General features: G+C 60.3%; 22 protein-coding genes. 11 read left to right on the plus strand and 11 right to left on the minus strand.

Annotation, left to right across the window (positions count from 1 at the left end; genetic code table 11):
- Window positions 1-35: 35 nt before the first annotated feature.
- Window positions 36-2,864 (minus strand): excinuclease ABC subunit UvrA, encoded by a 2,829-nt coding sequence (gene uvrA / locus G5149_RS11065; protein WP_216980020.1) that lies wholly within the window; start codon window positions 2,862-2,864, stop codon window positions 36-38.
- Window positions 2,865-3,234: 370 nt separating this feature from the next.
- On the opposite strand from uvrA, the gene G5149_RS11070 reads away from it, so the two are divergent.
- Both G5149_RS11070 and G5149_RS11075 read left to right on the plus strand, forming a co-directional pair.
- Window positions 3,235-3,813, plus strand: coding sequence for a single-stranded DNA-binding protein (locus G5149_RS11070; protein WP_005341559.1), 579 nt, complete (start codon window positions 3,235-3,237; stop codon window positions 3,811-3,813).
- Window positions 3,814-3,961: 148 nt separating this feature from the next.
- Entirely contained in the window at window positions 3,962-4,705 is a 744-nt protein-coding gene (locus G5149_RS11075) for a substrate-binding periplasmic protein (RefSeq protein ID WP_236347952.1), read from the plus strand.
- Window positions 4,706-4,778: 73 nt separating this feature from the next.
- On the opposite strand, the gene G5149_RS11080 is transcribed toward G5149_RS11075, so the two are convergent.
- Window positions 4,779-4,904 (minus strand): hypothetical protein, encoded by a 126-nt coding sequence (locus G5149_RS11080; protein ID WP_019445191.1) that lies wholly within the window; start codon window positions 4,902-4,904, stop codon window positions 4,779-4,781.
- Between the two features lie 460 nt (window positions 4,905-5,364).
- Here G5149_RS11080 and G5149_RS11085 point away from each other — a divergent pair, with 460 nt between their 5' ends.
- The 8 genes from G5149_RS11085 (at window position 5,365) to G5149_RS11120 (ending at window position 13,043) form a co-directional block, all read left to right on the plus strand.
- A complete protein-coding gene (locus G5149_RS11085) occupies window positions 5,365-6,267 on the plus strand; it encodes a cation diffusion facilitator family transporter (RefSeq protein ID WP_421212445.1) in 903 nt (300 codons plus the stop codon).
- Between the two features lie 146 nt (window positions 6,268-6,413).
- On the plus strand, window positions 6,414-6,698 hold the full coding sequence (yjbD, locus tag G5149_RS11090; protein WP_005340165.1) for a DUF3811 domain-containing protein: 285 nt from the start codon (window positions 6,414-6,416) through the stop codon (window positions 6,696-6,698).
- A 593-nt stretch (window positions 6,699-7,291) separates the two neighbouring features.
- A complete protein-coding gene (gene cspE, locus G5149_RS11095; RefSeq protein WP_005316548.1) occupies window positions 7,292-7,504 on the plus strand; it encodes a transcription antiterminator/RNA stability regulator CspE in 213 nt (70 codons plus the stop codon).
- A 306-nt stretch (window positions 7,505-7,810) separates the two neighbouring features.
- Window positions 7,811-9,169, plus strand: coding sequence for an NCS2 family permease (locus G5149_RS11100; protein ID WP_216980017.1), 1,359 nt, complete (start codon window positions 7,811-7,813; stop codon window positions 9,167-9,169).
- A gap of 238 nt (window positions 9,170-9,407) precedes the next feature.
- Window positions 9,408-10,478, plus strand: a complete 1,071-nt coding sequence (gene dhaK, locus G5149_RS11105; protein ID WP_421212446.1) for a dihydroxyacetone kinase subunit DhaK — start codon at window positions 9,408-9,410, stop codon at window positions 10,476-10,478.
- Window positions 10,479-10,487: 9 nt separating this feature from the next.
- On the plus strand, window positions 10,488-11,117 hold the full coding sequence (dhaL, locus tag G5149_RS11110) for a dihydroxyacetone kinase subunit DhaL (RefSeq protein ID WP_021231630.1): 630 nt from the start codon (window positions 10,488-10,490) through the stop codon (window positions 11,115-11,117).
- Window position 11,118: 1 nt separating this feature from the next.
- Window positions 11,119-11,835: a dihydroxyacetone kinase phosphoryl donor subunit DhaM gene (gene dhaM, locus G5149_RS11115; protein ID WP_421212447.1), complete on the plus strand. Its 717-nt coding sequence runs from the start codon at window positions 11,119-11,121 to the stop codon at window positions 11,833-11,835.
- A gap of 125 nt (window positions 11,836-11,960) precedes the next feature.
- On the plus strand, window positions 11,961-13,043 hold the full coding sequence (locus G5149_RS11120; RefSeq protein WP_042032199.1) for a glycerol dehydrogenase: 1,083 nt from the start codon (window positions 11,961-11,963) through the stop codon (window positions 13,041-13,043).
- 89 nt (window positions 13,044-13,132) lie between these two features.
- Here G5149_RS11120 and dhaR read toward each other — a convergent pair whose 3' ends face one another.
- From dhaR to G5149_RS11145, 5 genes are all read right to left on the minus strand, one after another.
- Window positions 13,133-15,034 carry a dihydroxyacetone kinase operon transcriptional regulator DhaR gene (dhaR, locus tag G5149_RS11125; RefSeq protein WP_421212448.1) on the minus strand — a complete coding sequence of 634 codons (1,902 nt, stop codon included), beginning with the start codon at window positions 15,032-15,034 and terminating at the stop codon, window positions 13,133-13,135.
- Between the two features lie 110 nt (window positions 15,035-15,144).
- Window positions 15,145-16,005 (minus strand): patatin family protein, encoded by an 861-nt coding sequence (locus G5149_RS11130; protein WP_337073380.1) that lies wholly within the window; start codon window positions 16,003-16,005, stop codon window positions 15,145-15,147.
- Between the two features lie 250 nt (window positions 16,006-16,255).
- On the minus strand, window positions 16,256-17,152 hold the full coding sequence (locus G5149_RS11135; protein WP_279498773.1) for a hypothetical protein: 897 nt from the start codon (window positions 17,150-17,152) through the stop codon (window positions 16,256-16,258).
- A gap of 74 nt (window positions 17,153-17,226) precedes the next feature.
- Window positions 17,227-17,916, minus strand: coding sequence for an LrgB family protein (locus G5149_RS11140; RefSeq protein ID WP_005341581.1), 690 nt, complete (start codon window positions 17,914-17,916; stop codon window positions 17,227-17,229).
- Complete coding sequence (locus G5149_RS11145) at window positions 17,909-18,310, minus strand: CidA/LrgA family protein (protein WP_279498774.1); 402 nt, start codon at window positions 18,308-18,310, stop codon at window positions 17,909-17,911. The genes G5149_RS11140 and G5149_RS11145 overlap by 8 nt, the downstream gene beginning before the upstream one ends.
- Before the next feature lie 134 nt (window positions 18,311-18,444).
- Between G5149_RS11145 and G5149_RS11150 the strand changes: the two genes are divergently transcribed.
- Entirely contained in the window at window positions 18,445-19,329 is an 885-nt protein-coding gene (locus tag G5149_RS11150; protein ID WP_279498775.1) for a LysR family transcriptional regulator, read from the plus strand.
- On the opposite strand, the gene G5149_RS11155 is transcribed toward G5149_RS11150, so the two are convergent.
- From G5149_RS11155 to ybaK, 4 genes are all read right to left on the minus strand, one after another.
- Window positions 19,323-20,207, minus strand: coding sequence for a transporter substrate-binding domain-containing protein (locus G5149_RS11155; RefSeq protein ID WP_279498776.1), 885 nt, complete (start codon window positions 20,205-20,207; stop codon window positions 19,323-19,325). The two genes, G5149_RS11150 and G5149_RS11155, sit on opposite strands and share 7 nt — an antisense overlap.
- A gap of 111 nt (window positions 20,208-20,318) precedes the next feature.
- Window positions 20,319-21,110, minus strand: a complete 792-nt coding sequence (locus tag G5149_RS11160; RefSeq protein ID WP_279498777.1) for a substrate-binding periplasmic protein — start codon at window positions 21,108-21,110, stop codon at window positions 20,319-20,321.
- Window positions 21,111-21,178: 68 nt separating this feature from the next.
- On the minus strand, window positions 21,179-22,081 hold the full coding sequence (locus G5149_RS11165) for a hypothetical protein (RefSeq protein WP_216980009.1): 903 nt from the start codon (window positions 22,079-22,081) through the stop codon (window positions 21,179-21,181).
- Window positions 22,082-22,229: 148 nt separating this feature from the next.
- Window positions 22,230-22,694 carry a Cys-tRNA(Pro) deacylase gene (gene ybaK / locus G5149_RS11170; RefSeq protein ID WP_005336092.1) on the minus strand — a complete coding sequence of 155 codons (465 nt, stop codon included), beginning with the start codon at window positions 22,692-22,694 and terminating at the stop codon, window positions 22,230-22,232.
- Window positions 22,695-22,729 lie beyond the last annotated feature (35 nt).

A 22,729-nucleotide genomic window follows, 5' to 3' on the forward strand; every position in this document is an offset into this window, starting at 1 on the left:
AAAAAAGGGGCCCAAGGCCCCACGATTATAACGGTTTATCTCTCCAGCAGGGGCCGTAAAAAGCGTGCTGTATGAGACTCTTTATTGGTGCAAATCTCCTCCGGGGTCCCCGTCACCAGAATGCGGCCACCACCAGCGCCCCCCTCCGGTCCCAGATCGACGATCCAGTCGGCGGTTTTGATGACGTCCAGATTGTGCTCGATGATGACGATGGTGTTGCCGCGATCCCGCAGCTGATGCAGCACCTTGAGCAGTTGCTGGATATCGTGGAAGTGCAGCCCGGTGGTCGGCTCGTCCAGAATATAGAGGGTCTGACCGGTATCCCGCTTGGAGAGCTCCCGCGCCAACTTGACCCGCTGCGCCTCACCGCCCGACAGGGTGGTGGCCGACTGGCCAAGGCGGATATAGGAGAGGCCCACATCCATCAGGGTCTGCAGCTTGCGCGCCACCGCCGGCACCGGATCGAAGAACTCGCGGGCATCTTCCACCGTCATCTCGAGGATTTCGTGGATGTTTTTGCCCTTGTACTTCACCTCCAGCGTCTCGCGGTTGTAGCGCTTGCCCTTGCAGACGTCGCACGGCACGTAGACGTCCGGCAGGAAGTGCATCTCCACCTTGATGACCCCATCCCCCTGACAGGCCTCGCAGCGCCCCCCCTTCACGTTGAAGGAAAAGCGGCCCGGCTGGTAGCCGCGCGAGCGGGCCTCCTGGGTGCCGGAGAGCAGCTCGCGGATCGGGGTGAACAGGCCGGTATAGGTGGCCGGGTTGGAGCGTGGAGTACGGCCGATGGGGCTCTGATCGATATCCACTACCTTGTCCAGGTGCTCCAGCCCCTCCACGCTGCGATAGGGCGCCGGCGTGGATTCGGTGGCCTTGTTCAGCTCGCGGTGGGCGATGCGGAACAGGGTGTCGTTGATCAGGGTCGACTTGCCGGAACCGGAGACGCCGGTGACGCAGGTCATCACCCCGATCGGCAGATCCAGGTTGACGTTGCGCAGGTTGTTGCCGCTCGCCCCCTTGAGCTTCAGCCACTTGCCGGTAAGCGGAGTCCGCTCGGCAGGAATGGCGATCTGCTTGCGACCGGAGAGGTAGTCACCGGTGAGTGACTCGGGGTTATTGATGATCTCTTCCGGCGTGCCCTGGGCGACGATGGCACCGCCATGCACCCCGGCCCCTGGGCCGATATCGAGCACATGGTCGGCGAGGCGGATGGCATCCTCGTCGTGCTCCACCACGATCACCGTGTTGCCGAGATCTCGCAGGTGAGTGAGAGTCTTGAGCAACCGCTCGTTGTCACGCTGGTGCAGGCCGATGGAAGGCTCGTCCAGCACATACATAACCCCCACCAGACCGGCACCGATCTGGCTGGCCAGCCGGATCCGCTGGGCCTCGCCGCCGGAGAGGGTCTCGGCGCTGCGCGAGAGGCTCAGGTAGTTGAGGCCCACGTTCACCAAGAAACCGAGCCGCTCGACGATCTCTTTGAGGATTTTTTCGGCAATCTGGGCGCGCTGGCCGGTCAGATTCAACCCCTCGAAGAAGGCGAGCGCATCGCCGATGGACTGCTCGGCGATGGCCGGCAGGTTGCGGTTGTCGACGAATACGTGGCGCGCCTCCTCCCGCAGTCGGCTACCACCGCAGCTGGCACAGGATTTGTTGGCAATGTATTTGGAGAGCTCTTCACGCACCGAGTTGGACTCGGTTTCCCGGTAGCGCCGCTCCATGTTGTGCAGGATCCCCTCGAACGGGTGCTTGCGCACCACCACGTCCCCGCGATCGTTCATGTAACGGAACTCGATCTCGGTGCGACCGGAGCCGCGCAGGATCACCTCCTGGGTCTTCAGCGGCAGATCCTCCCACGGAGTCTCCAGATCGAACTTGTAGTGCTCGGAGAGGGATTTGAGCATCTGGAAGTAGTAGAAGCTGCGCTTGTCCCAGCCGCGGATAGCACCGTTGGCCAGACTGATGGCCGGATCGCCGATCACCTTGGCCGGATCGAAATATTGCTGCACCCCGAGGCCGTCGCAGGTCGGGCAGGCTCCGGCCGGGTTGTTGAAGGAGAAGATGCGCGGCTCCAACTCCGACATAGAGTAGCCGCACTCCGGGCAGGCGAAGTTGGCGGAAAAGGTCATGGGGGCGACCCCCTCCTCGCCGTCCATCGGCACTACCAGTACGATGCCGCCGGAGAGGGTCAGCGCCGTCTCGAACGACTCGGCCAGACGCAAAGCAAGGTCATCGCGCACCTTGAAGCGGTCCACCACCACCTCGATGGTGTGCTTCTTGTGCAGCTCCAGAGTCGGAGGATCTGAGAGATCACACACCTCGCCGTCGATGCGGGCACGGATGTAGCCCTGAGCCGCCAGATTCTCCAGCAGCTTGGTGTGCTCCCCCTTGCGATCGCGCACCACCGGGGCCAGCAGCATCAGCTTGCTCCCTTCCGGTTGGGCCAGTACCTGATCCACCATCTGGCTGATGGTCTGGGCGGCGAGCGGAATGGCGTGGGTCGGACAGCGGGGCTCACCGACCCGGGCAAACAGCAAACGCAGGTAGTCGTAGATTTCGGTGATGGTACCGACGGTCGAGCGCGGGTTGTGGGAAGTGGATTTCTGCTCGATGGAGATGGCGGGCGAGAGCCCCTCGATATGGTCGACGTCCGGCTTCTCCATCAGGGAGAGGAACTGGCGGGCATAGGCGGAGAGGGACTCCACATAGCGGCGCTGCCCCTCGGCATAGAGGGTATCGAACGCCAGAGAGGATTTGCCCGAACCGGAGAGGCCGGTGACCACGATCAGCTTGTCGCGGGGCAGGGTCAGATTGATGTTCTTGAGGTTGTGGGTGCGAGCACCCCGGACCACGATCTTTTCCATCTTGTTGCACGCTCGATACAGAAACCTGAGCGAGTCAGTATGGCATAGAGACTACTGGATGAATAGACAGGCATTATCTATCGCAGTTATCCTTTTTTACGATGGATAGCCCCTTCGTCACACCCTGACCAAGGCGGCGAGTTTGCCCACAATCCACACCAGCAAGCGCTCGCCCGCAGAGTGATCAACTGTTACTATTGGGGGCTAAACCTGAATCAGAACACGCGAAACGAGTACTCTGATTGCTGCAACGGTTATAGAAAAACCATGCTGTTCAATATGATAACGACATGGTCATGAAAAAAGCGCGGTAACTTATTTAGTGGGTCCAGGCCTTGCCTGACCGGAATATAAAGGTGGAAGAGAGATTATGGCCAGTCGAGGCATCAATAAAGTCATTCTGATCGGTAACCTCGGGCAAGACCCGGAAGTACGCTACATGCCGAGTGGCGGTGCTGTGACCAACATTACTCTGGCCACCTCTGAAACCTGGCGCGACAAGCAGACCGGTGAGCAGAAAGAGCGCACCGAGTGGCACCGCGTCGTCTTCATGGGCAAGCTGGCCGAAGTGGCTGGCGAGTACCTGAAGAAAGGCTCACAGGTCTATGTCGAAGGCAAACTGCAGACCCGCAAGTGGCAGGATCAGAGTGGCCAGGAGCGCTATACCACTGAAGTGCTGGTTGACAGCTTCACCGGCGTCATGCAGATGCTAGGTGGCCGTCCGCAAGGCGGTCAGGGCATGGGCCAGAACATGGGTGGCCAGCAAGGTGGCTGGGGTCAACCGCAGCAAGCCATGCAGCAGCCGATGAACCAGCCGCGCCCTGCGCCGGCTCCGCAGCAAAACATGCAACAGCAAGGTGGTTATAGCCGCCCGGCCCAGCAGCCGCAATCCGCGCCACCGGTCTATAACGAGCCGCCGATGGATTTCGACGACGACATTCCATTCTAAAAAGAACATGACAAAAAAGACCCTGTCAAATCAGGGTCTTTTTATTGGAACAAAGCCACCTGCTCAACTCAAGAGAGGTATAACTTTTAGTGGCCACCCATTTTACAGTGGCAGATATCCTCAACAGGAGCACTTTGTGAGAGGTGCGATGAAGCCTATTACCCTGTTCGTCCTGCTGCTGGCGAGTGTGCTCTCCGGAACATTGCTGGCGCAACCACTCAAAGTAGGGGTCAGCTTTGCGATCCCGCCTTATGTGATCGAACAAAATACCCGTGGTATAGAGCTGGACTTGCTGAAAGAAGCATTTGCCGGGAGTGGCTATGAACCCAGTTTTGAGTTTTTGCCACTGGAACGCACTTTCCGCCTGTTCGAGTCAGGCAAGCTGGACGCCATCATCAACGTCCGACCAGGCATGGTTGATCCTCTCTTTCTTACACGCCCCGTCATTACTTTCCATAACCGGATTTTCACCCTGCGCAGCAGCCAGGTCAGCACACTGGACCAGCTCTCCACCATGAGGGTCACCGCATTTCAGCGGGCAAGGATCATTTTGGGAGAAACCTTCGCCAACATGGTTAATCAGAATCCTCACTACGAGGAAGTAGCCAAACAACAGGTACAGGTTCATCAACTGCTGCGCGGTAGAGTCGATGCCATTGTGTTGGAAGAGCGGGTGTTCTACTACTATCTGGATCAGCTTGTTGCCTCGGGTCAGAGTGGCGAAAAATATGACCGCGATCAGATAAGACAGCTGGATCTCTTCTCACCAACGGTTTATCACTTTGCCTTTCGCGCGGCAGATGCCCGCAACCTGTTTAATCGAGAGCTTGAGAAGATGCACAGTGATGGTCGCTATCGGCAAATTTTTGCGGCATATGGCGCTATACCTTGAACCACAAACAAAAAAGCCAGCCGGTAAGGGCTGGCTTTGTACTGGCTCCGGAGGAACAACAGTAGGAGGAGCGTTACTTCATTGCGCTGCCGTTTTTCAGTTCTGCTTTCTGACGTTTGGCTTCGCGTTTCTCTTTCAGTGACATCTGCGGTTTTTTCTTGGCATCTTTGCCGTTGTGATGTTCTTTGTTACTCATCATCAAACTCCAAAAATGTTACCCAGACAGTTGGTTCCCAAGGGAGCCAGCATGCCATCCGAATTATCGACTTCAGTACGCTTGGCGCGATGGTGCAAGACCATCACCAGACCCAGCATACCCCCCAGTGGCATCCGGATCCAGTCTCATGGTCGGCCAAAAAATGCAGTGAGCTACTCCTGAGTGCCGAATCCAAACAACCTCGACAGGAAAGACCAAAAAAGAGTAATTCGCATTATTAAATGTTGTCATGCTTATATTAAGGCATCGCCTCCGAGATATTTTCACGGATAAATATAAATCCCTCTTGTTATTTATTGTCATTCAAGTGACCACTGTTTTAATAAGCATTCGCAATATCACTGGAAACATCAAGTTACAACTCTGAATAGCGTTATTTGCTGTCAGGTCGATATAATGCCCACCGCACCGAAATATCCTTTTATATGCAGGAAGCTGTGACATGAACAGAAAAACCAGGGCAGCCATGGTGTCGGTCTGCTCCAATATCAGCCTGATCACCATGAAAGTGGTGGCCGGTTTCGCCAGCGGCTCGGTCAGTATCATCTCGGAGGCGATCCACTCCGCCATGGATCTGGTGGCGGCCCTGATCGCCCTGTTCGCGGTGAAAAAGTCTGATCTCCCGCCTGATGAACGGCACCCCTATGGCCACGACAAGATTGAAAATGTCTCCGGCGTCATCGAAGCACTGCTTATCTTGCTGGCCGCGGGCTGGATCATCTTCGAAGCCGTCGACAAGTTGATCACCCCCAGTCCCATTGAGAGCATTGGCTGGGGCGTGCTGGTGATGGTGATCTCGGCGCTGGTCAACAGCGGCGTCTCGGCTTACCTCTACAAAGTCGCCCGAGAGGAGGAGTCGGTCGCCCTGGCAGCCGATGCGCTTCATCTCAAGGCGGACGTGCTCACCTCAGCTGGCGTGGCAGTCGGTCTTGGTGGTATCTGGCTGGCTGGCCTGTTTGGCCACTCCCTCGTCATCCTCGACCCGCTGGTCGCCATTGCGGTCGCCATCTTTATTGTCAAAGAGGCGATAAGTATGCTCAACGAGGCCTTCCAGCCGCTGATCGACCATAGCATGAGCCCGGAAGAGCTGGCGATGACCAGCCGCATCATCACCGAATGCTGCCCTGCCGCCAGCGGTTTTCACGACCTGCGCAGCCGTCGTGCCGGTCGCCGCCGCCATATCGACTTCCACCTCACGCTCCCCCCTGAGATGAGCATCAGCGAAGCCCACGATATCTGTGATCGCATCGAGCACGCCATCATGCAGCAGCTGCCCCACGCCATCGTGCTCATCCATGTCGAGCCGGAGGAGCAAGAGCTGCCCTCGCCGCTCGCCATAAACTGAAATGTGGCAAACAGGCGGGAAAGTAGCAGCGAAAGAACGGAAAGTTGGCACAAACCCGCATTTTTACTGCCGGAAAGCCGATTGCATAAGAAGTGATCGGCACAACTGTGTTAGGGTGTCTAACCACCCTGCCGCAGGAGCGCGCCGTGAAAAAGCTGGAAATGAAAGATCTGACCGAGGCCGAAAAGGCCGAGATAGCCTTGTTATTGCAAAAAGCACAAGCCAATGCAGACCACCAGCTGACCAACGGAGAGCGGAACAAGATCCGCGAAGAGGGTCGCCTGAAAATTGTGGCGGATCGCGCCGAAGCGGCAAAGGCAGCCTCCAAGCTGGCTCGCGAAAAAGCCAAAGAGCGCGCCAAGAATCAGGTACTGCCGGAAACCTTCAGCTGGATTGATTCGGTCAGCAACAAGTTTCGCAGCAAGCGCTGACCCCTTCTTGCAAAACGCCCGCAGGCACTTGGTGCCTGCGGGCGTTTGCATGTCTGGGCGATGCTCGATGATCCCGATTGGGCGCGGCCATTGATTTGCTTCTCAGTCGCTAATCGCAGCAGCTGAGAGGTGATTCACATTATGGGTTAGAGAGAACGCAAACTGACAATCCCCGTCTATCGCCATTTTTTCTTTTTCCTCATCTTTTTTGCCAGAACTGGCTACACAGTCAGGGGAAAAAAGCCGAATCTGACTTTCTACAGAATGGCATGTGTCTCGGATGCTTTTCCTATACCATTGAAATACATCATTTTTACTACGAAAAATGAGATTTCAGGCTGTTACAAAACATTAATATCGAGATAAAGTTTGCTTTAAAAATGAGAGCGTGTTTTAATCTTTCTCGATGGTTCGGCAGTTCAGACCTGATTATGTTAGGCAGTCATTTTAGTAAAGCAGTGATTAGTATAAGTGTTATCTTCGATAATTCTTATCAAATAATTCTCCTTCTTTAGTGCTCCCCATACGTATTGCTGACGAAAAATCAAAAATTGCCATCTAGATGGCATTCAACACTATTTAAGGAAATTATTATGTCTAACAAAATGACTGGTACCGTTAAGTTCTTCAACGCTGAGAAAGGTTTTGGTTTCATCTCCCCGGCTGACGGCAGCAAAGACGTGTTCGTACACTTCTCCGCTATCCAGTCCACCAGCTTCAAAACCCTGGACGAAGGTCAGCGCGTTGAGTTCACCATCGAGCAAGGCCAGAAAGGCCCGGCTGCTGCCAACGTAGTTGGTCTGTAATTCAAGCCGGAGCATGCTGCTGATGGCTCACGCCAACTGCTGACAGCTCTGCAAGAATTAAAAAAAACCCGCTTCGGCGGGTTTTTTGTTGTTTCCCGCATTTTCCTCACTGCTCTCCCCTCCCACCGACCGTTTGATCCCAGCCTTACACGCTCTCACCGCTTGAGTCCGACACAGAGCTTCGAATGGACTCGAAGTGTAAAATAATGACGAAAAAGTCAGGTTATCCGCTGCATTTGCCGCGAATTCTTGCTATTTTGCGCGCCACTAACGCAAACGATTTCCTTCACACTTTCAGGATTAGTTATGGCAAAGCAAGATATGGCCGCCCAGTCAGGGAACGGCGGCTTTCTGGACTCTTATTTTTCCATTTCTGCGCGCGGTAGTAGTGTGCGCCAGGAGCTGCTGGCCGGTTTGACCACCTTCCTAGCGATGGTCTACAGCATCATAGTGGTGCCGAACATGCTGGGTGCTGCCGGTTTTGAGCAGGGTCCCGTCTTCGTGGCCACCTGCTTGATCGCCGCCTTCGGCTCCCTGCTGATGGGTCTGTGGGCCAAGCTGCCGATGGCCATCGGTTGCGCCATATCCCTCACCGCCTTTACCGCATTCAGTCTGGTTCTGGGTCAGGGGCTGAGCATTCCGGTCGCCCTGGGCGCCATCTTCCTGATGGGGGTGCTGTTTACCCTGATCAGCGTCACCGGTGTGCGCCAGTGGATCCTGGATAACCTCCCCTCCGGCATCGCCCACGGCACCGGCATAGGCATCGGTCTGTTCCTGCTGCTGATCGCCACCAACGGCGTCGGCATGGTGATCAAGAACGAAGGGGCCGGCATGCCAGTGCAATTGGGTGAAGTCACCTCTTTCCCGGTCATCATGACGGTACTGGGTCTGGCTGCCATCTTCGGTCTGGAACGTCGCAAGGTGCCGGGTGGCATCCTGATGGTGATTATCGCCATCTCCATCCTCGGCCTTATTTTCGACCCGAAAGTGACCTGGCAAGGCTTCTTCGCCATGCCGAGCCTGACCGGTGAGAAAGGCTCACTGGTAGGCAGCATGGATCTGCTGGGCGCCCTCAATCCGGTGGTGATCCCCACCGTCTTGGCGCTGGTAATGACCGCCGTGTTTGACGCCACCGGCACCATCCGTGCCGTGGCCGGTCAGGCGGGCCTCATCAACGAACGCGGTCACATTATCAATGGCGGCAAGGCCCTGACTGCCGACTCCGTCAGCAGCATGGTGGCTGGCGCGGTGGGAGGTGCTCCGGCTGCCGTCTACATCGAATCCGCCGCAGGTACTGCAGCAGGTGGCAAGACCGGCCTGACCGCTGCGCTGGTCGGCGTGCTGTTCCTGCTGATGATATTCCTCTCCCCGTTGAGCTATCTGGTACCGGCTTACGCCACCGCACCGGCCCTGATGTATGTCGGTCTGCTGATGCTGGGCAACGTCACCAAGCTGGACTTCAGCGACTCGGTCGATGCCCTCGCCGGCATGCTGTGCGCCGTCTTCATCGTACTGACCTGCAACATAGTCACCGGCATCATGCTGGGCTTCGTGGCGCTGGTCGTTGGCCGCATCTTCGCTGCCGAGTGGAAGAAGCTGAACATCGGCACCGTCATCATCGCCCTGGCGCTGGTGGTCTTCTATGCCGGTGGCTGGGCCATCTAACCCGTCCGCATATTCCGGTTGTAGCGAAGGGCCCTGCGGGGCCCTTTTTCATGGCTGTGAGGCCGCTAACAGTTTCCCGCCCGTTTGCCCCACATCGTTTCAAATTGAAACACCAACCTCCCTTCAGCTGTTTCAAATCCGAACCAAATCACCCGTCATTTTTATCCCTTTTTCTGTCGTTAGACTGGCTCCATCAACCATCTGCCCACCCGAGCGGTGGCAAGCCAAGGAGTGAGCTATGAAGAAACTGATCAATGCCGTCGATGCTGTGGTCCGTGAACAACTGATGGGGATGGCAGCCGCCCACCCCGAGCTCAAGGTACGTATCGAACCCCACTATATCACCCGCGCTGACTCCCCCGTGATGGGCAAGGTCGCACTGGTCTCCGGCGGTGGCAGCGGCCACGAGCCGATGCACGGCGGTCTAGTAGGCAAGGGGATGCTGGATGGCGCCTGCCCCGGCGAGATTTTTACCTCCCCGACCCCGGATCAGATGTACGAATGCGGTCAGGCCGTTGATGGCGGCGCGGGCGTGCTGTTTCTGGTGAAGAACTACACCGGCGATGTGCTCAACTTCGAAACCGCGGTCGAGCTGCTACACGGCGACGGCGTCAAGGTCGGCTTCTCGCTGATCGATGACGACGTGGCGGTCAAAGACAGCCTCTATACCGCCGGTCGCCGTGGCGTTGCCACGACCGTTCTGTGCGAAAAACTGGTGGGGGCCGCTGCCGAAGCGGGCTATGACCTGACCCGCTGCGAGGCGCTGGCCCGCCGCATCAACAACCAGAGCCGCACCATCGGCGTTGCCACCCACGCCTGCACCGTGCCTGCTGCTGGCAAGCCCTCCTTCACCCTGGCGGACAACGAGCTGGAGTTCGGCGTGGGCATTCACGGCGAGCCGGGCATCGAACGCCGCCCCTTCACCGACCTCAATACCCTGGTGGATGACATGTTCAAGGAGCTTGCTGACAACACCCCCTATGGCCGCACCCTGCGTCACTGGGACAGATCCTCCGGCAGCTGGCAGGAAGAGCACACCTTTATCGAACCGCTCAACAAGGGTGATCGGGTCATCGCACTGGTCAATAGCCTCGGCGGCACCCCCATCTCCGAGCTTTATGGCGTCTATGGTCGCCTCGCCACCCTGTGCGAAGAGGCGGGCATCCATCTGGTGCGCAACCTGATTGGCCCCTACTGCACCTCCCTCGACATGACCGGCATCTCCATCACCCTGCTCAAGGTGGATGATGAACTGATGACCCTGTGGGATGCCCCCGTTCACACCCCCGCCCTGCGTCGCGGCTGCTAAGGAGAACCCATGTTAAGCAAGCATCACATCGTCAACTGGCTGCTCGACTGCGAACACATCTTTACCGAGCAGCGTGACTACCTCACCGCACTGGATACCGACATCGGCGACGGCGACCACGGCCTCAACATGCAGCGCGGCTTTGCCAAGGTGGCCGAGAAGCTGCCTGCGGTGGCGGACAAGGATATCGGTCAGGTGCTGAAAACCACCGGCATGACCCTGCTCTCCTCGGTCGGTGGCGCCAGCGGCCCGCTCTACGGCACCTTCTTTATCCGGGCGGCGGCCAGCAGTGACGCCTGTCAGAGCCTGAGCCTCAGCCAGCTGTGCAAAATGCTGAGTGACGGAGTCGAGGGGATCGTCTCTCGTGGCCGTGCCGAGCCGGGCGACAAGACCATGTGCGATGCCTGGTGGCCAGCGCTGGCCGCCCTGCAACAGGCGCAGCAGCAAGAGCTGCCGCTCAACGAGGCGCTGGACAAGGCGGTGGCAGCTGCCGCAGCCGGTACCGAGGCCACCATCCAGATGCAGGCCCGCAAGGGGCGCGCCAGCTATCTTGGCGAGCGCAGCATCGGCCATCAGGATGCCGGGGCCACCTCGACCCTGTTGCTGCTGACCGCCCTGCGTGACAGAGCGAGGTTGTGACATGATCGGAATCGTAGTTGTCTCTCACAGCGCCATGCTGGCAGCCGGATTGAAAGCGCTGGCCGACCAGCTCGGCAGCCCGGCCAGATTGCTGCTGGCGGCCGGGGTCGATGACCCCGACCACCCCATCGGCACCGATGCCATCGCAGTGATGAGTGCGATTGAAGAAGCGGACGACGGTAGCGGCGTGCTGGTACTGATGGACTTGGGCAGCGCTCTACTGAGCGCCGAAACCGCCCTCGAACTGCTGCCCCCCGAGTTAAGCGCAAGGGTTCAGCTCTGCCCCGCCCCGCTGGTCGAGGGTACTCTCGCCGCCGTGGTGGCGGCCGGTTCCGGCCTGACGCTGGATGAGGTAGCCGCCGAAGCGCTCGGTGCCCTTGGCCCGAAACAGGCGATGCTGCCTGCCAGTGCAGCGCAGGCCGCCACCGAGACAGCCCCTGTTTCCGACGACGGCTGGCTGCGCTGCGAGGTGGTGGTGGATAACCCCCACGGCCTGCATGTGCGCCCCGCCGCCCGACTGGTGGCCGCCCTCAAGCCCTTTGCCGCTGAACTCAAGCTGCAAAAGGGGGATAAAGAGGCCAATCCCCGCAGCCTGACCCGGCTCGCCATGCTCAACGTGCGTCAGGGCGACACGCTCACCCTGCTGGCGCGCGGGGAGGATGCCACCGCCGCACTGACCTGCTTCCAGCAGCTGGCCGACGAGCGCTTTGGCGACTGACGCCACTGTTTCAAGGGGCTGCACTCGCTCGCTGAGCCAGTGCAGCACCATTCAAGACGAAGGAGTCCCCGGCACAGCCGCCCCTTCGCCCCGATTCTTAATAGATAAAGAGAGAGGGATAGAATATGGACCGCATTATCATCAGCCCCAGCAAATACGTGCAAGGCAACGGGGCCCTCGCCAATATCGGCAACTACGTCAAAGCGCTCGGTAGCAAGCCGCTGATCCTGGCCGACGCCTTCGTCACCAAGCTGGTAGGCGATACCGTGGCCACCAGCTTCCACGGCGCGGGGATCAAGCCCGAGTTCGACTGCTTCAACGGCGAATGCTCCCGCCCCGAGATCGACCGCCTGCTAGCCCGCTGCCAGCAGACCCCGTTTGACGTCATCATCGGCATCGGCGGCGGCAAAACGCTGGATACTGCCAAGTCGGTCGCCTTCTACCAGAAGGTGCCGGTGGTCATAGTGCCGACCATCGCCTCCACAGATGCCCCCACCAGCGCGCTGGCGGTCATCTACACCCCGGAAGGGCAATTCAGCGAATACCTGATGATCCCGACCAACCCCAACATGGTCATCATGGATACCGGCGTGGTCTCCCGCGCTCCGGTGCGGCTGCTGGTCTCCGGCATGGGGGATGCGCTCTCCACCTACTTCGAGGCGCGCGCCAACAAGGTTTCCGGTTGCCAGACAATGGCCGGTGGCGCCTCCACGCTGGCGGCGCAGGCCATCGCCGAGCTCTGCTACAAGACCCTGCTGGCCGATGGTTACAAGGCCAAACTGGCGGTGGAACAGGGACTCTGCACCAAGGCGGTGGAGAACATCATCGAGGCCAACACCTATCTGAGTGGTATCGGCTTCGAGAGTAGCGGACTGGCCGCCGCCCACGCCATCCACAACGGTCTGACCCAGCTGGCCGAGTGTCACCACCTCTACCACGGTGAGAAAGTGGCATTCGGTACTCTGGTGCAGCTGGTGCTGGAGAACGCCCCGATGGCGGAGATCGAGACAGTGCTGGGTTTCTGCCGCTCGGTAGGCCTGCCGACCAACCTGCATATGATGGGAGTCAAGGAGCTGGATATGGCGCGCCTGATGGAGGTGGCCAAAGCCTCCACCGCCGAGGGCGAGACCATCCACAACATGCCGTTCAAGGTCACCGCCGAGGATGTGTTGGCGGCCATCGTCACCGCCCACCAGCTGGGGCTGTAACCACGCCACGACTGATCTAGCCATATAAGACGGCCCCGCATCTGCGGGGCCGTTTCATTTTCTACGGGTCGGTTCGCAACGGCTCGCCGTCAGCCGTGATAGTCGGCGGGATCGATCTCGAGCAGTTTGAGCCGCCGCCAGAGGGTGGTGCGACTGATGCCCAGATGCAGAGCCATCTGGCTCACCTGCCCCTTGCAAGCATGGGCGCAGCGCAAGATGGCTTGCCGCTCCAGCTCCGCCAGCGTGAGCAGCGGTTGCCCCACTACCTCGTCTGCCACCTGCTGATAGCCGTGCCGAATGGCGGCAGGCAGCGCCTCGGGCGGGATCGGCCCCTGACCGGCGTGAAGCAGCGCATGCTCGATGGCACTGCGCAGCTCCCCCAGATTGCCGGGCCAGGGGTAGGCGAGCAGGCAATCGAGGGCCGCCGGGCTGAACTGGCGTACCGGCTCGCGCCCCTGCGCCGCCAACTGCTGGCTGATCAGGCCCGGCAGATCCGCCGTGCGCTCCCGCAGCCCCGGCAGCCAGAGCTCGCACGCCTGCAAGGCATAGAGCAGCTGACGACCAAACAGCCCCTCCTGCACCAGCTGCTCCAGCGGGGCGCTGCTGGTGGCAATGATCCGCACCTTGAGCGGCAGGATACGGGCCGAATCGAAGCGCTGGATGCGGCCGGTCTTGAGCAGTTGCAGCAGCGCCGCCTGCATGGGGGCAGAGAGGCACTCCACCTGCTCCAGCACGAGCGTGCCGCCGTGGGCCAGCTCGAACTTGCCCGCCCGCTCCTGCCCCGCCTCGTCGGAACCCATCAGCTCCAGCGCCATCCGCTCGCTCGGCAGCGCCTGACAGTTGAGGGTAATGAGCGACCCGGCAGCCCGCTCGCTGCCAAAGTGGATCGCCTCCGCCAGCTGGGCCTTGCCCACCTCCTCCTCGCCGCGCAGCAGGATCGGCCCCTGACTCTGGGCCGCCTGCCGGGCGTAGCGCAGCAGCTTGCGCATGGCGCTCGATTCCCCCACCAGCGCCGACAGCTCGGGCACCGTCTGGCGCAGCTGGTGAATGGCCCGCAGCCGATCGACCGGGTGCAGCAGGGCGATAAAGCTGACCCCCTCCGGCCCCGGCAGCGGCTTGAGGCTCACCAGCGCATTGATAAACTCCCCCTCCTGAGCGCCGAGTCGTTCCAGCGTCACCTCCACATGACTCAGTGGCGTCTGCCCCTTGATGGCCAGCTGCAACCGCTGGGGCAGCAACAGGTGCTGCTCCAGCGGCTGGCCAAGACAGAGCGCCGGATCGAGCCGCAGCCGGTGTGCCGCCAGCGCGTTGAGGTAGCGCAGCCGGCCCTGGGGATCCCAGGCCAGCACGCCGTCATCCATGCCATCGAGCAGGGCGTACAGTTCGCTCAGGTGGTGCTGGGACTCCTGCATCAGGGTCTCCATCTGCAGCAGATGGGCCAGCTCACGCCCGGCACTGACGGTGAGCGCCAGATCGCCAGCGCTCGCCTCCTCCACCTTGCAAATCAACGCAATGATGGCGACCTGACGGCCATTGCTGTTGTAGACCGGGCTGGCGCAGCTGTGCCACGGGTGCAGGGTCTGATTGAAGTGTTGGGGGCCGCTGACGCAGAGCGGTACCCCCTCCAGCGCCGCCAGATTGATGGCATTGGTGCCGATGCGCCCCTCGCTGAAGAAGGCACCGGGGCCAAACCCCAGCGCCGCCAGCTCGCGCAGGGTGTCGGGGTGGCCGGTCTGGGCCAGCAGGCAACCGCTCTCGTCGGTGAGCAGCAGGGCGCAGGGGCGCCCCTCCATAAATTCGTAGAGATCTTCGAGGGCCATCTCGCCGGTGGTGAGCAGGTCGCGCTTGCGCTGGCGCAGGCTCTGCAAGGTCTGCCCCTTGGCGCTGTGGGGCGGATGCCAGAGGGTGGCACTGGTCTGGTGGGCGCAGCGCAGCCAGGATGCCTGCAGATAGTCAGGCCAGGCGAGCAGCGGCTGAAGGTCAGATGGCATGGTCACAGCAATATCCGGCAAGATGTGAGCCGACCATTTAACCACGCCAGCGCCCCCGATTCAGTGACCTGCCTCAGACGGTAGCAACGTTTAAAGACACCAGGTTGCCGCTAAGCGGCACGTACACTCCTGACTGCCCGCAGTACGCTCTGGCGCCCCTGCCAGTAGCCCTGTAGATAACCGGACTCCAGCTTGGATGGATCTCGGGTAAAACGGGAGACCGGAAAACCGGCCGGTGGTGCGATCACCTCGATCTCGCAATCGGCGGGTGGCGTCTCAATAAAATCGAGAGCCCGGTTATAGGCCACATCCCGTACCAGCATCGCCTGCGCCAGCGCTGGTTGAGTTTTCAGCAAGGCTTTGACCATCCAGCAGAAACGGGCCGGTTTCTTGCGATAGCCGCGGGGTTCAGAGAGCACCACCGTCATCCGCCGCGCCCCGCGCCGATAAGCCTCGATCACCGGGATTGAGTCACTGATACCGCCATCCGCCATGAGACGGCCATCGACACAGGGGGTCTCGTGCTGCACCACCGGCAGGGCGCAGGTAGCTGTCAGCACTTCATCCATATTGTCGGGGTACACAGGCAGGTAGACAGCCGCGCCAGTCGCCACCTCGGTGGTCACCGCATAGAAGGGAATACGACAGGCGGAGAAAGTGTCCAGGTCGAGGGGAAAGCGGTAGCGGCTAGTACGCCAGAGCCAGCTGACATCCACCAAATCCCCCCCCTTGACGAAGCGCAGCGGGTCGAGAAAGTCGCTGCTGCAAGCCAGTTCGGTGATGATGTGATGGCTGCGGCGCGGCTGCTCGCTCAGGTAAGAGACCAGATTGGTCGCGCCGGCCGAGACCCCCATGACGAAATCGAACGGGTAGTGGTGACTTTCCACGAAGGCATCTAGCACGCCGCTGGCGAAGATGCCGCGCATGGCGCCCCCTTCGACAATGAGTGCGCTGGTAGCAGAAGAGAACATGTGAAGGCTCCGTCAGCGGTAAAAAATTCGGGGCATACCCCGATCGGTGATGGACGCCTTCATGCTGGGCACCAAGACGCCTGCTGGACGGATAGGACAACTGGAGTGCGCCGATACCGTCAAGCGACTACCAGTATATGCAGCGAACAAACCTGCAAAAAATGAATTTAAATAATAAAAAACATTCCATTTAGGCATGATTTTTACTGTAAAAAGGCCAGCCGCAGGGCTGGCCGTGCGCTCAACTCACTCAGGGCAAACCGGGGCCGAAACGCCCCATCACCGGATCGTAGTGATAGGCGTCGTAATCAAAGTCGATCCCCTTGAGCAGGGGGTTGGGCAGCTCGAACAGCTTGCGCTCGTGGAGCCTGGCCCGCTCAAGGGAGGGTTTGAAGTGGTGCAGCCAGAGCCGCTGCAGCGAACCATCCTGCCACGCCAGTTTGAGCCCGGTCTGAATGCGCCGGATCCCCGCCTGATTCCCCTTGAAGGTGTAGAAGAGATGGAGGAAGGGGTAGTGCAAGGCGATACGCTGCTCCACGATGAGGCCGGCCACATCACGGTGCTGCTCCAGCTCGGCGAAGAGCTCGTTGGCGCCGCGGCAAAAGAGGTCGGCCCGCCCACGTGCCACCAGCTTGAACAGCCGCTCGTAGCCGTCCACCTCCTGCACTTGCAAACCGGCCGCCCGCAGAATGGCAACATCCTGCCAACCACGCCCCTGCACGTTCTGGTACTGCTTGAGCTGATCGAAGCGGGTCACGCTGGCAATCGTCTTCGCTTGCTGCGGACTGACAAAGCAGATGGGATAGCCGAGGATGCCGAGCTCCACCGGGAAGCGGACATAGTCGAGGGCCTCGCCGCTAGCGGGCTGTGGCGTATCGACGGCAAACAGATTGGGATAGAGATTGGTTTGCAGCACCTGTCGCAGCCGGATCCGGTTCATCGGCGGCGCCGCCCGCAGCTCGTAGTCACCGAAGCTGTCGCGGGTCTTCTCCAGCGCAAGTTGCAACAGGTCGCGAAAATAGAGGGTACGCAAGTCCCGGTCGCTCTCCGGGCTGATGTGGGTAAAAACGTTGCTCGCCCGTAGGGGACTGGCAAAGAGGAAGAGACTGCACAGCAGCAAGCAGGAAGCGAGGCGATGAAAGGTCATACTGCTCATCCCGGAAATACACGCTCACTAGAGTGTAGCGCCGGGACGAGCAGCCTTGTAAAGGGAAGCTCGGCCTACCAGAACATCCGGCCCAGCAGGGGCGCCAGCAACACGGTCACCATGCCGGCGATCATCATCACCATGCTGGAGACCACCCCCTCTTCGTTGCCCATCTGATAGGCCCTGGCGGTGCCGGCGCCGTGGGCCGAGGCACCAAACCCCGCCCCCTTGCCGAGACGACTGCGAATGGCCAGCACGGTGAGCACGCTCTCCCCCACCGCCATGCCGATGACGCCGGTCAGCACCACAAACAGCGCGGTGAGGTCGCTCTGACCACCGATGGCGCGGGTCGCCTCCACCGCAAACGGCGTGGTGATGGAGCGCATCGCCAGACTGCGTTGCAGCATGTCGGAGAGATCCAGCCAGCGGGCCAGCAGCACGGTGCTCCCCACCGCCATGATGACCGAGGCGACCACTCCGACCGACAGCGACAGCCAGTGGCGACGAATGAGCTGGCGGTTCTCGTAGACCGGCACCGCGAAGGCGACGGTGGCGGGGCCCAGCAGCCAGAGCAGCCAGTGGGATTCCGCCATGTAATCCTGATAGGGGATGTGGAACAGCAGCACCACGGCCACCAGCAGGGTCGGCGCCAGCAGCAGCGGCATCAGCGGCAGGATGCGCTTTTTGCCGTAGAGCCATTTGCTGGCGTAGTAGAAGAGCAGGGTGAGGGCGAAGCAGATCAGCCCGAGCAGGGTATCAGACATGACGACGACTCCGGCGAGCCAGTTTCAGTTCGAGGCGGTAAACCCGATCCACCACCAGCGCCGTGGTGCCGAGTACCAGCGTGGTGCTCACCAGCAGCACCACCATGATGCGCCACCCCTCCTGCAACAGCAGATCCTGATAGTTGACCACCGCGACTACGGCGGGCACGAAGAAGAGCAGCATCTCCGCCAGCAACCAGCGCGCACCGGCCCTGAACCACTCGGCCTTGACCACTCCGAGCAGGATGCAGGCCAGCAGCAACAGCATGCCGGTCAGGTTGGCGGGCAGCGGCAGGTGGAGGGTACGCACCGCGGTATCGGCCAGCAGCCAGATGGCTGCCAGCAACACAATCTGGAAGGGTGTCTGTAACCAGCGCAAGCAGAGGGCTTTCATGATCATCGTCTTTCTGTGAACCGGCTCACAGTATAGAGTTGAGCGAAACCTGCCAGAAATGAATTAAAATTATCGAATTCATGCCACATAGGCATACTTAATCCCGTAACCGCCAACACGAGTCGAGAGAGTCCATGGATATTCGCGCCCTGCGCTATTTTGTCGAACTGGTACGGGAAAAAAGCTTCACCCGCGCCTCTGAAAAGCTGTTCGTCACCCAGCCCACCATCAGCAAGATGATCCGCAATATCGAAGAGGAGCTGGGCCAGCCCCTGCTCAACCGGGAGGGGCGCCGCTTCACCCTGACCGACAGCGGTCAGGTGCTGTTCAACCGTGCCCAGACCATCTTGGCGGAGATGCAGCAGTTGGAGGCCGAACTGGCGGATCTGCAGAGCCTGCAACATGGTCGCCTCACCCTCGGCATTCCCCCCATGGTAGGTCACGTCTATGCGGATCTGATCCGCGCCTACCGCACCCGCTATCCCAAGGTGGAGCTGACCCTGGTGGAGTACGGCGGTCGCCGCATCGAACAGGCGGTGCTGGAGGGGGAGCTGGATCTCGCCATCACCATGCTGCCGACCAAAGAGGGGGGTGCCCTCAGCGCGCTGGAGCTGGATCAATACCCGATCCGGGTGGTGCTGCCTGATCAACCCCGCTGGCATGGCGACGCACCGCTGCGGCTGGAGTCCCTGCAGGAGGAGCCCTTCCTGCTCTATACCCAGGCATTTACCCTGAGTGAGCGGCTGGAGCAGGCATGTCAGGAGGCGGGCTTTGTGCCACAGGTGGCGGCGCGCAGCAGCCAGTGGGATTTTCTCACCGCCATGGTACGCAGCGGCATGGGGATCGCCTTCTTGCCGGAGCCGGTCTGCCACCGGCTGACCCCAGATGGTCTGGTGCTGCGGCCACTGGAGCCCGAATTGAGCTGGCGACTCGGGGTGATCTGGCCGAGCGAGCGCTATCTGTCGCGCACCGCCGAGGCCTGGCTGGCCCTCTGCCGCCAGCGGCAGGCACCTCAGTAATCGCCGAAGCGATCGGTCTGCGGATTGTAGAAGTAGGGGCGGTAATCGAAGCTGATCCCGTCGAGAAAGGGATTATCCAGCCGCAACAGTCGGCGCTGGGAGAGCTTGGCAAAGGCGATGGCCGGGCCAAAGCTCTTGCGCCACAGCGCCTGTAGCGAGCCATCCTGCCATGCCAGCTGCAACCCCCGCTCGACCCGCTGCAGCGCCTCGCGATTGTTGGGATTGGTGTAGAAAACCCGGGGCAGCGGGTAGTAGATCAACAGCGCGTCATCCACCAGCAGATCCGTCATATCCTTGTGGGTCAGCTGCTCGCTGCGCAGCTCGCTCACCCCGCGGCAGAAGAGATCGAAGCGGCCCCGCGCCACCATTTTGAACAGCTTTTCGTACCCCTCCACCTCCACCACCTCCATCCCGGCGTAGCGCAGGATATCCACATCCAGCCACCCCTTGCCCTGACCGAAGGTGAACTGCCGCAGTCCCTTGAGGTCGGTCACTTTGCTCACCGCCGCCTTTTGCTGCGGGCTGACAAAACAGATGCGGTAGCTGACGATGCCCAGATGGATGGGAAAACGGACATAGGCGAGCCCCAGATCCTCGCGGGTGCTGCTGTAGCTGTCCATCACAAAGAGGTTGGGGTAGCTGTCGAGCTGCATGCTGAGCCGCTCACGCGCCTTGGTCATGGGCGGTGCAGGCTCCAGCAGATAGTCGCCAAACTGGTCGCGGGTCTTGTCGAGGGCGAGCCGCAGCAGCTCCCGATCATAAGTGGTACGCGGATCCCGCTCGCTCTCCGGGCTGATATAGGTAAACCGGGTGGCCGCCTGTCCGGTCAGCGACAACATGCAGAGCAGAGCGGCAGCAAGCAGATGCTGGGGTGACATAAACCGCACCTTGGCTGAAGGGGTACTTTCAGTGTAGCCCCTGAGCGTGGCTGCTCGGCCCTGCCACCACCCGCGCTCTCCTCCCCTTTTCGGCCAGTTGCATCCATCAGCCTACTCCCCCACCGGAGGCGTGCTTCTGAGCGAGGTGGCATAACGCTGATAGGCAGCAGAGTCGCGCACCTGCTCGATGGCATCCCATACCTGCCGGCTTTGTCGGGGATAGGCCTGATAGAAGCGGTGAGAGAAGACCAGATAGTAGGGCTTCTCCACCAGCACCGGCGACAGCCGCTCGATGCGAGCCTGCAACGCGGGATGGGCCGCCAGAATGCTGTCGGCCACCTCGGTCTGGATGGCGGTCGCCTGCGCCCGATCCATCACCAGCTTTTTCAACATGATCAGCGGGTCACGGCTGGAGTCATCCACCTCGGCTCCCGCAGCCTGCAACAAGTCGACGATGGAAAATCCGGACTGGGCCGCAACCACGCCATTGACCCAGAGGGTGGTGCCATCCCACTGGCTCTTGCCCCCCTTGAGCTGGTAGAGGCTGTAGCTCTCGGTCAGCAGCCGCTTGGCAGGGTCGGGTTTGCCCTCACGCATGGGATAGACCCCCACTGTGGTCGCCCGCTCGACGCTGTAACTCATCTTGATGGCCGCATCCATCTGGCCACTGCTCACCTGAGAGAGGCAGCGTTTCCACGGTAGCGGCGTCAGCACGATCTCGGCATCAAGAGCGGTAGCAACCGCCTTGAGGTGATATTGCACAACCCCCTCCCCCGATTGCAGCAGCCAGGGGTAGGAATCACTGTTTTCAAAGCAGGTACGCAGCGTAAAGGCTGGGGTCGCACTGCCGGTGGCGGGCAGCAGCAACGCAATAAAGAGCAGATAGCGGGCAGATACGCGCATGGGCCATATCCTTGGCGGCATTGATCTCTCCCTTACTCTATCAGAGCCTGCGCACCTGATAACTCGGCTCAGGGCAGTGAACCGAAATCATCCGCCAGCGGGTTGTAAAGATAGGGACGATAGTCAAAACCGCCCTTGGGTAACTGCGGATTGCCGAGCCGGAAAATCTGGCGAGCACCCAGATTGGCAAACACCAGCGAGGGTTGGAAGTGATGGCGCCAGAGCCGCTTGAGCGAACCATCCTGCCAGGCCAGTTGCAGACCGCGCGCAAGGCGCTCGCGCTCCTGAACGTAGCGGGCATTGCTGTAGAACACGTGGATCAGCGGATAGAAAATGGCCAGATGGCGATCGACCGTCAAACCGGCCACCTTGCCCTGATGAGATTGCAACTCCGGCAGGATCTCGTTGGCCCCACGGCAGAAGAGGTCGATGCGCCCCCGCGCCACCATACGAAAGAGCGACTCGTAGTTATCCACCTCATGCACAGTCAGCCCTCCATGGCGCAGGATCACCGCATCCTGCCAGCCGGTGCCCACCCCTTGAGTGAAGTGGCGCAACTGATCCAGGGTGTTCACCCGCGCCAGCTCGGCAGCACGATCCGAGCCGACGAAACAGACCCGATAGCCGAGGATCCCCAAATCGATCGGGAACGGGATCGATATCACCTGATCCGCGCCCCCCTCCCCCTGATAAGGCCAGCTGTCGACAATAAACAGGGCGTTTTTGCCCTGCTCCTGTACCTCGATCCGCATCCGTGCCTTGTTCATCGGCAGGGAGTCCAGCAACTCATAGTCGCCATATTCGGGGCGAGTTTTCTCCAGCGCCAGCTGCATCACCTCACGGTAATAACGCATCCGCATATCCTGACTGTTTTCAGGACTGAGCAGGGTAAAACGGGTGGCAGCCAGCAAGGCAGAGGGGAAGAATAAACAGAGGTAAACGAGGTAAAGCAACAGAAGTCGGTACATCATGGCTGAACTCATACAACGGGGTTCACCCAGTATAGACTGGCATACTCCCCCTTGAGCACTGGGCAGTACCGGCTTGCGCGCCCGATCACAAGCGGAGGAAATCCGGGCCGCTACAGGCCCGGAGAGCAGGTTAATACCGTGCCCGGCACTACTCTTCGCCAATGGGCGCGGCGATCCACTTCATCAGCGTCAGCATATCCTGCGGTGCTACCCCCACCGAGAGGCCGCGCTTGCCACCGCTCACCAGGATCTCGTCAAACTGCAGCGCCGACTCGTCGAGCACAGTGGGCAACAATTTCTTCTGGGCCAGCGGGCTGATGCCACCCACCTTGTAACCGGTCAGCTTCTCCGCTTCCGCCGGTTTCATCATCTCCACCTTCTTGAGACCGGTCGCCTTGGCCAGCTGCTTCAGGCTGCACATGCCGGATGAGGGAACGATGGCCACCACCGCCTGCTTGTCGTGATGAGCAACCAGGGTCTTGAACACCTGCGCCTCCGGCAGCCCGAGCTGGGTCGCGGCATGCTTGCCAAAATCGTCGTGGGCTTCGCACTCGTAGGGGTAGAGCTTGTGGGGGATCTTGAGCTTCTTCAGCAAGTTGATGGCAGGAGTCATGATGGTTGCCTTGAATCGAATCGCATAAAAACAAG

Source organism: Aeromonas sp. 600479 (assembly GCF_049175515.1).
Lineage (GTDB): Bacteria > Pseudomonadota > Gammaproteobacteria > Enterobacterales > Aeromonadaceae > Aeromonas > Aeromonas veronii_A.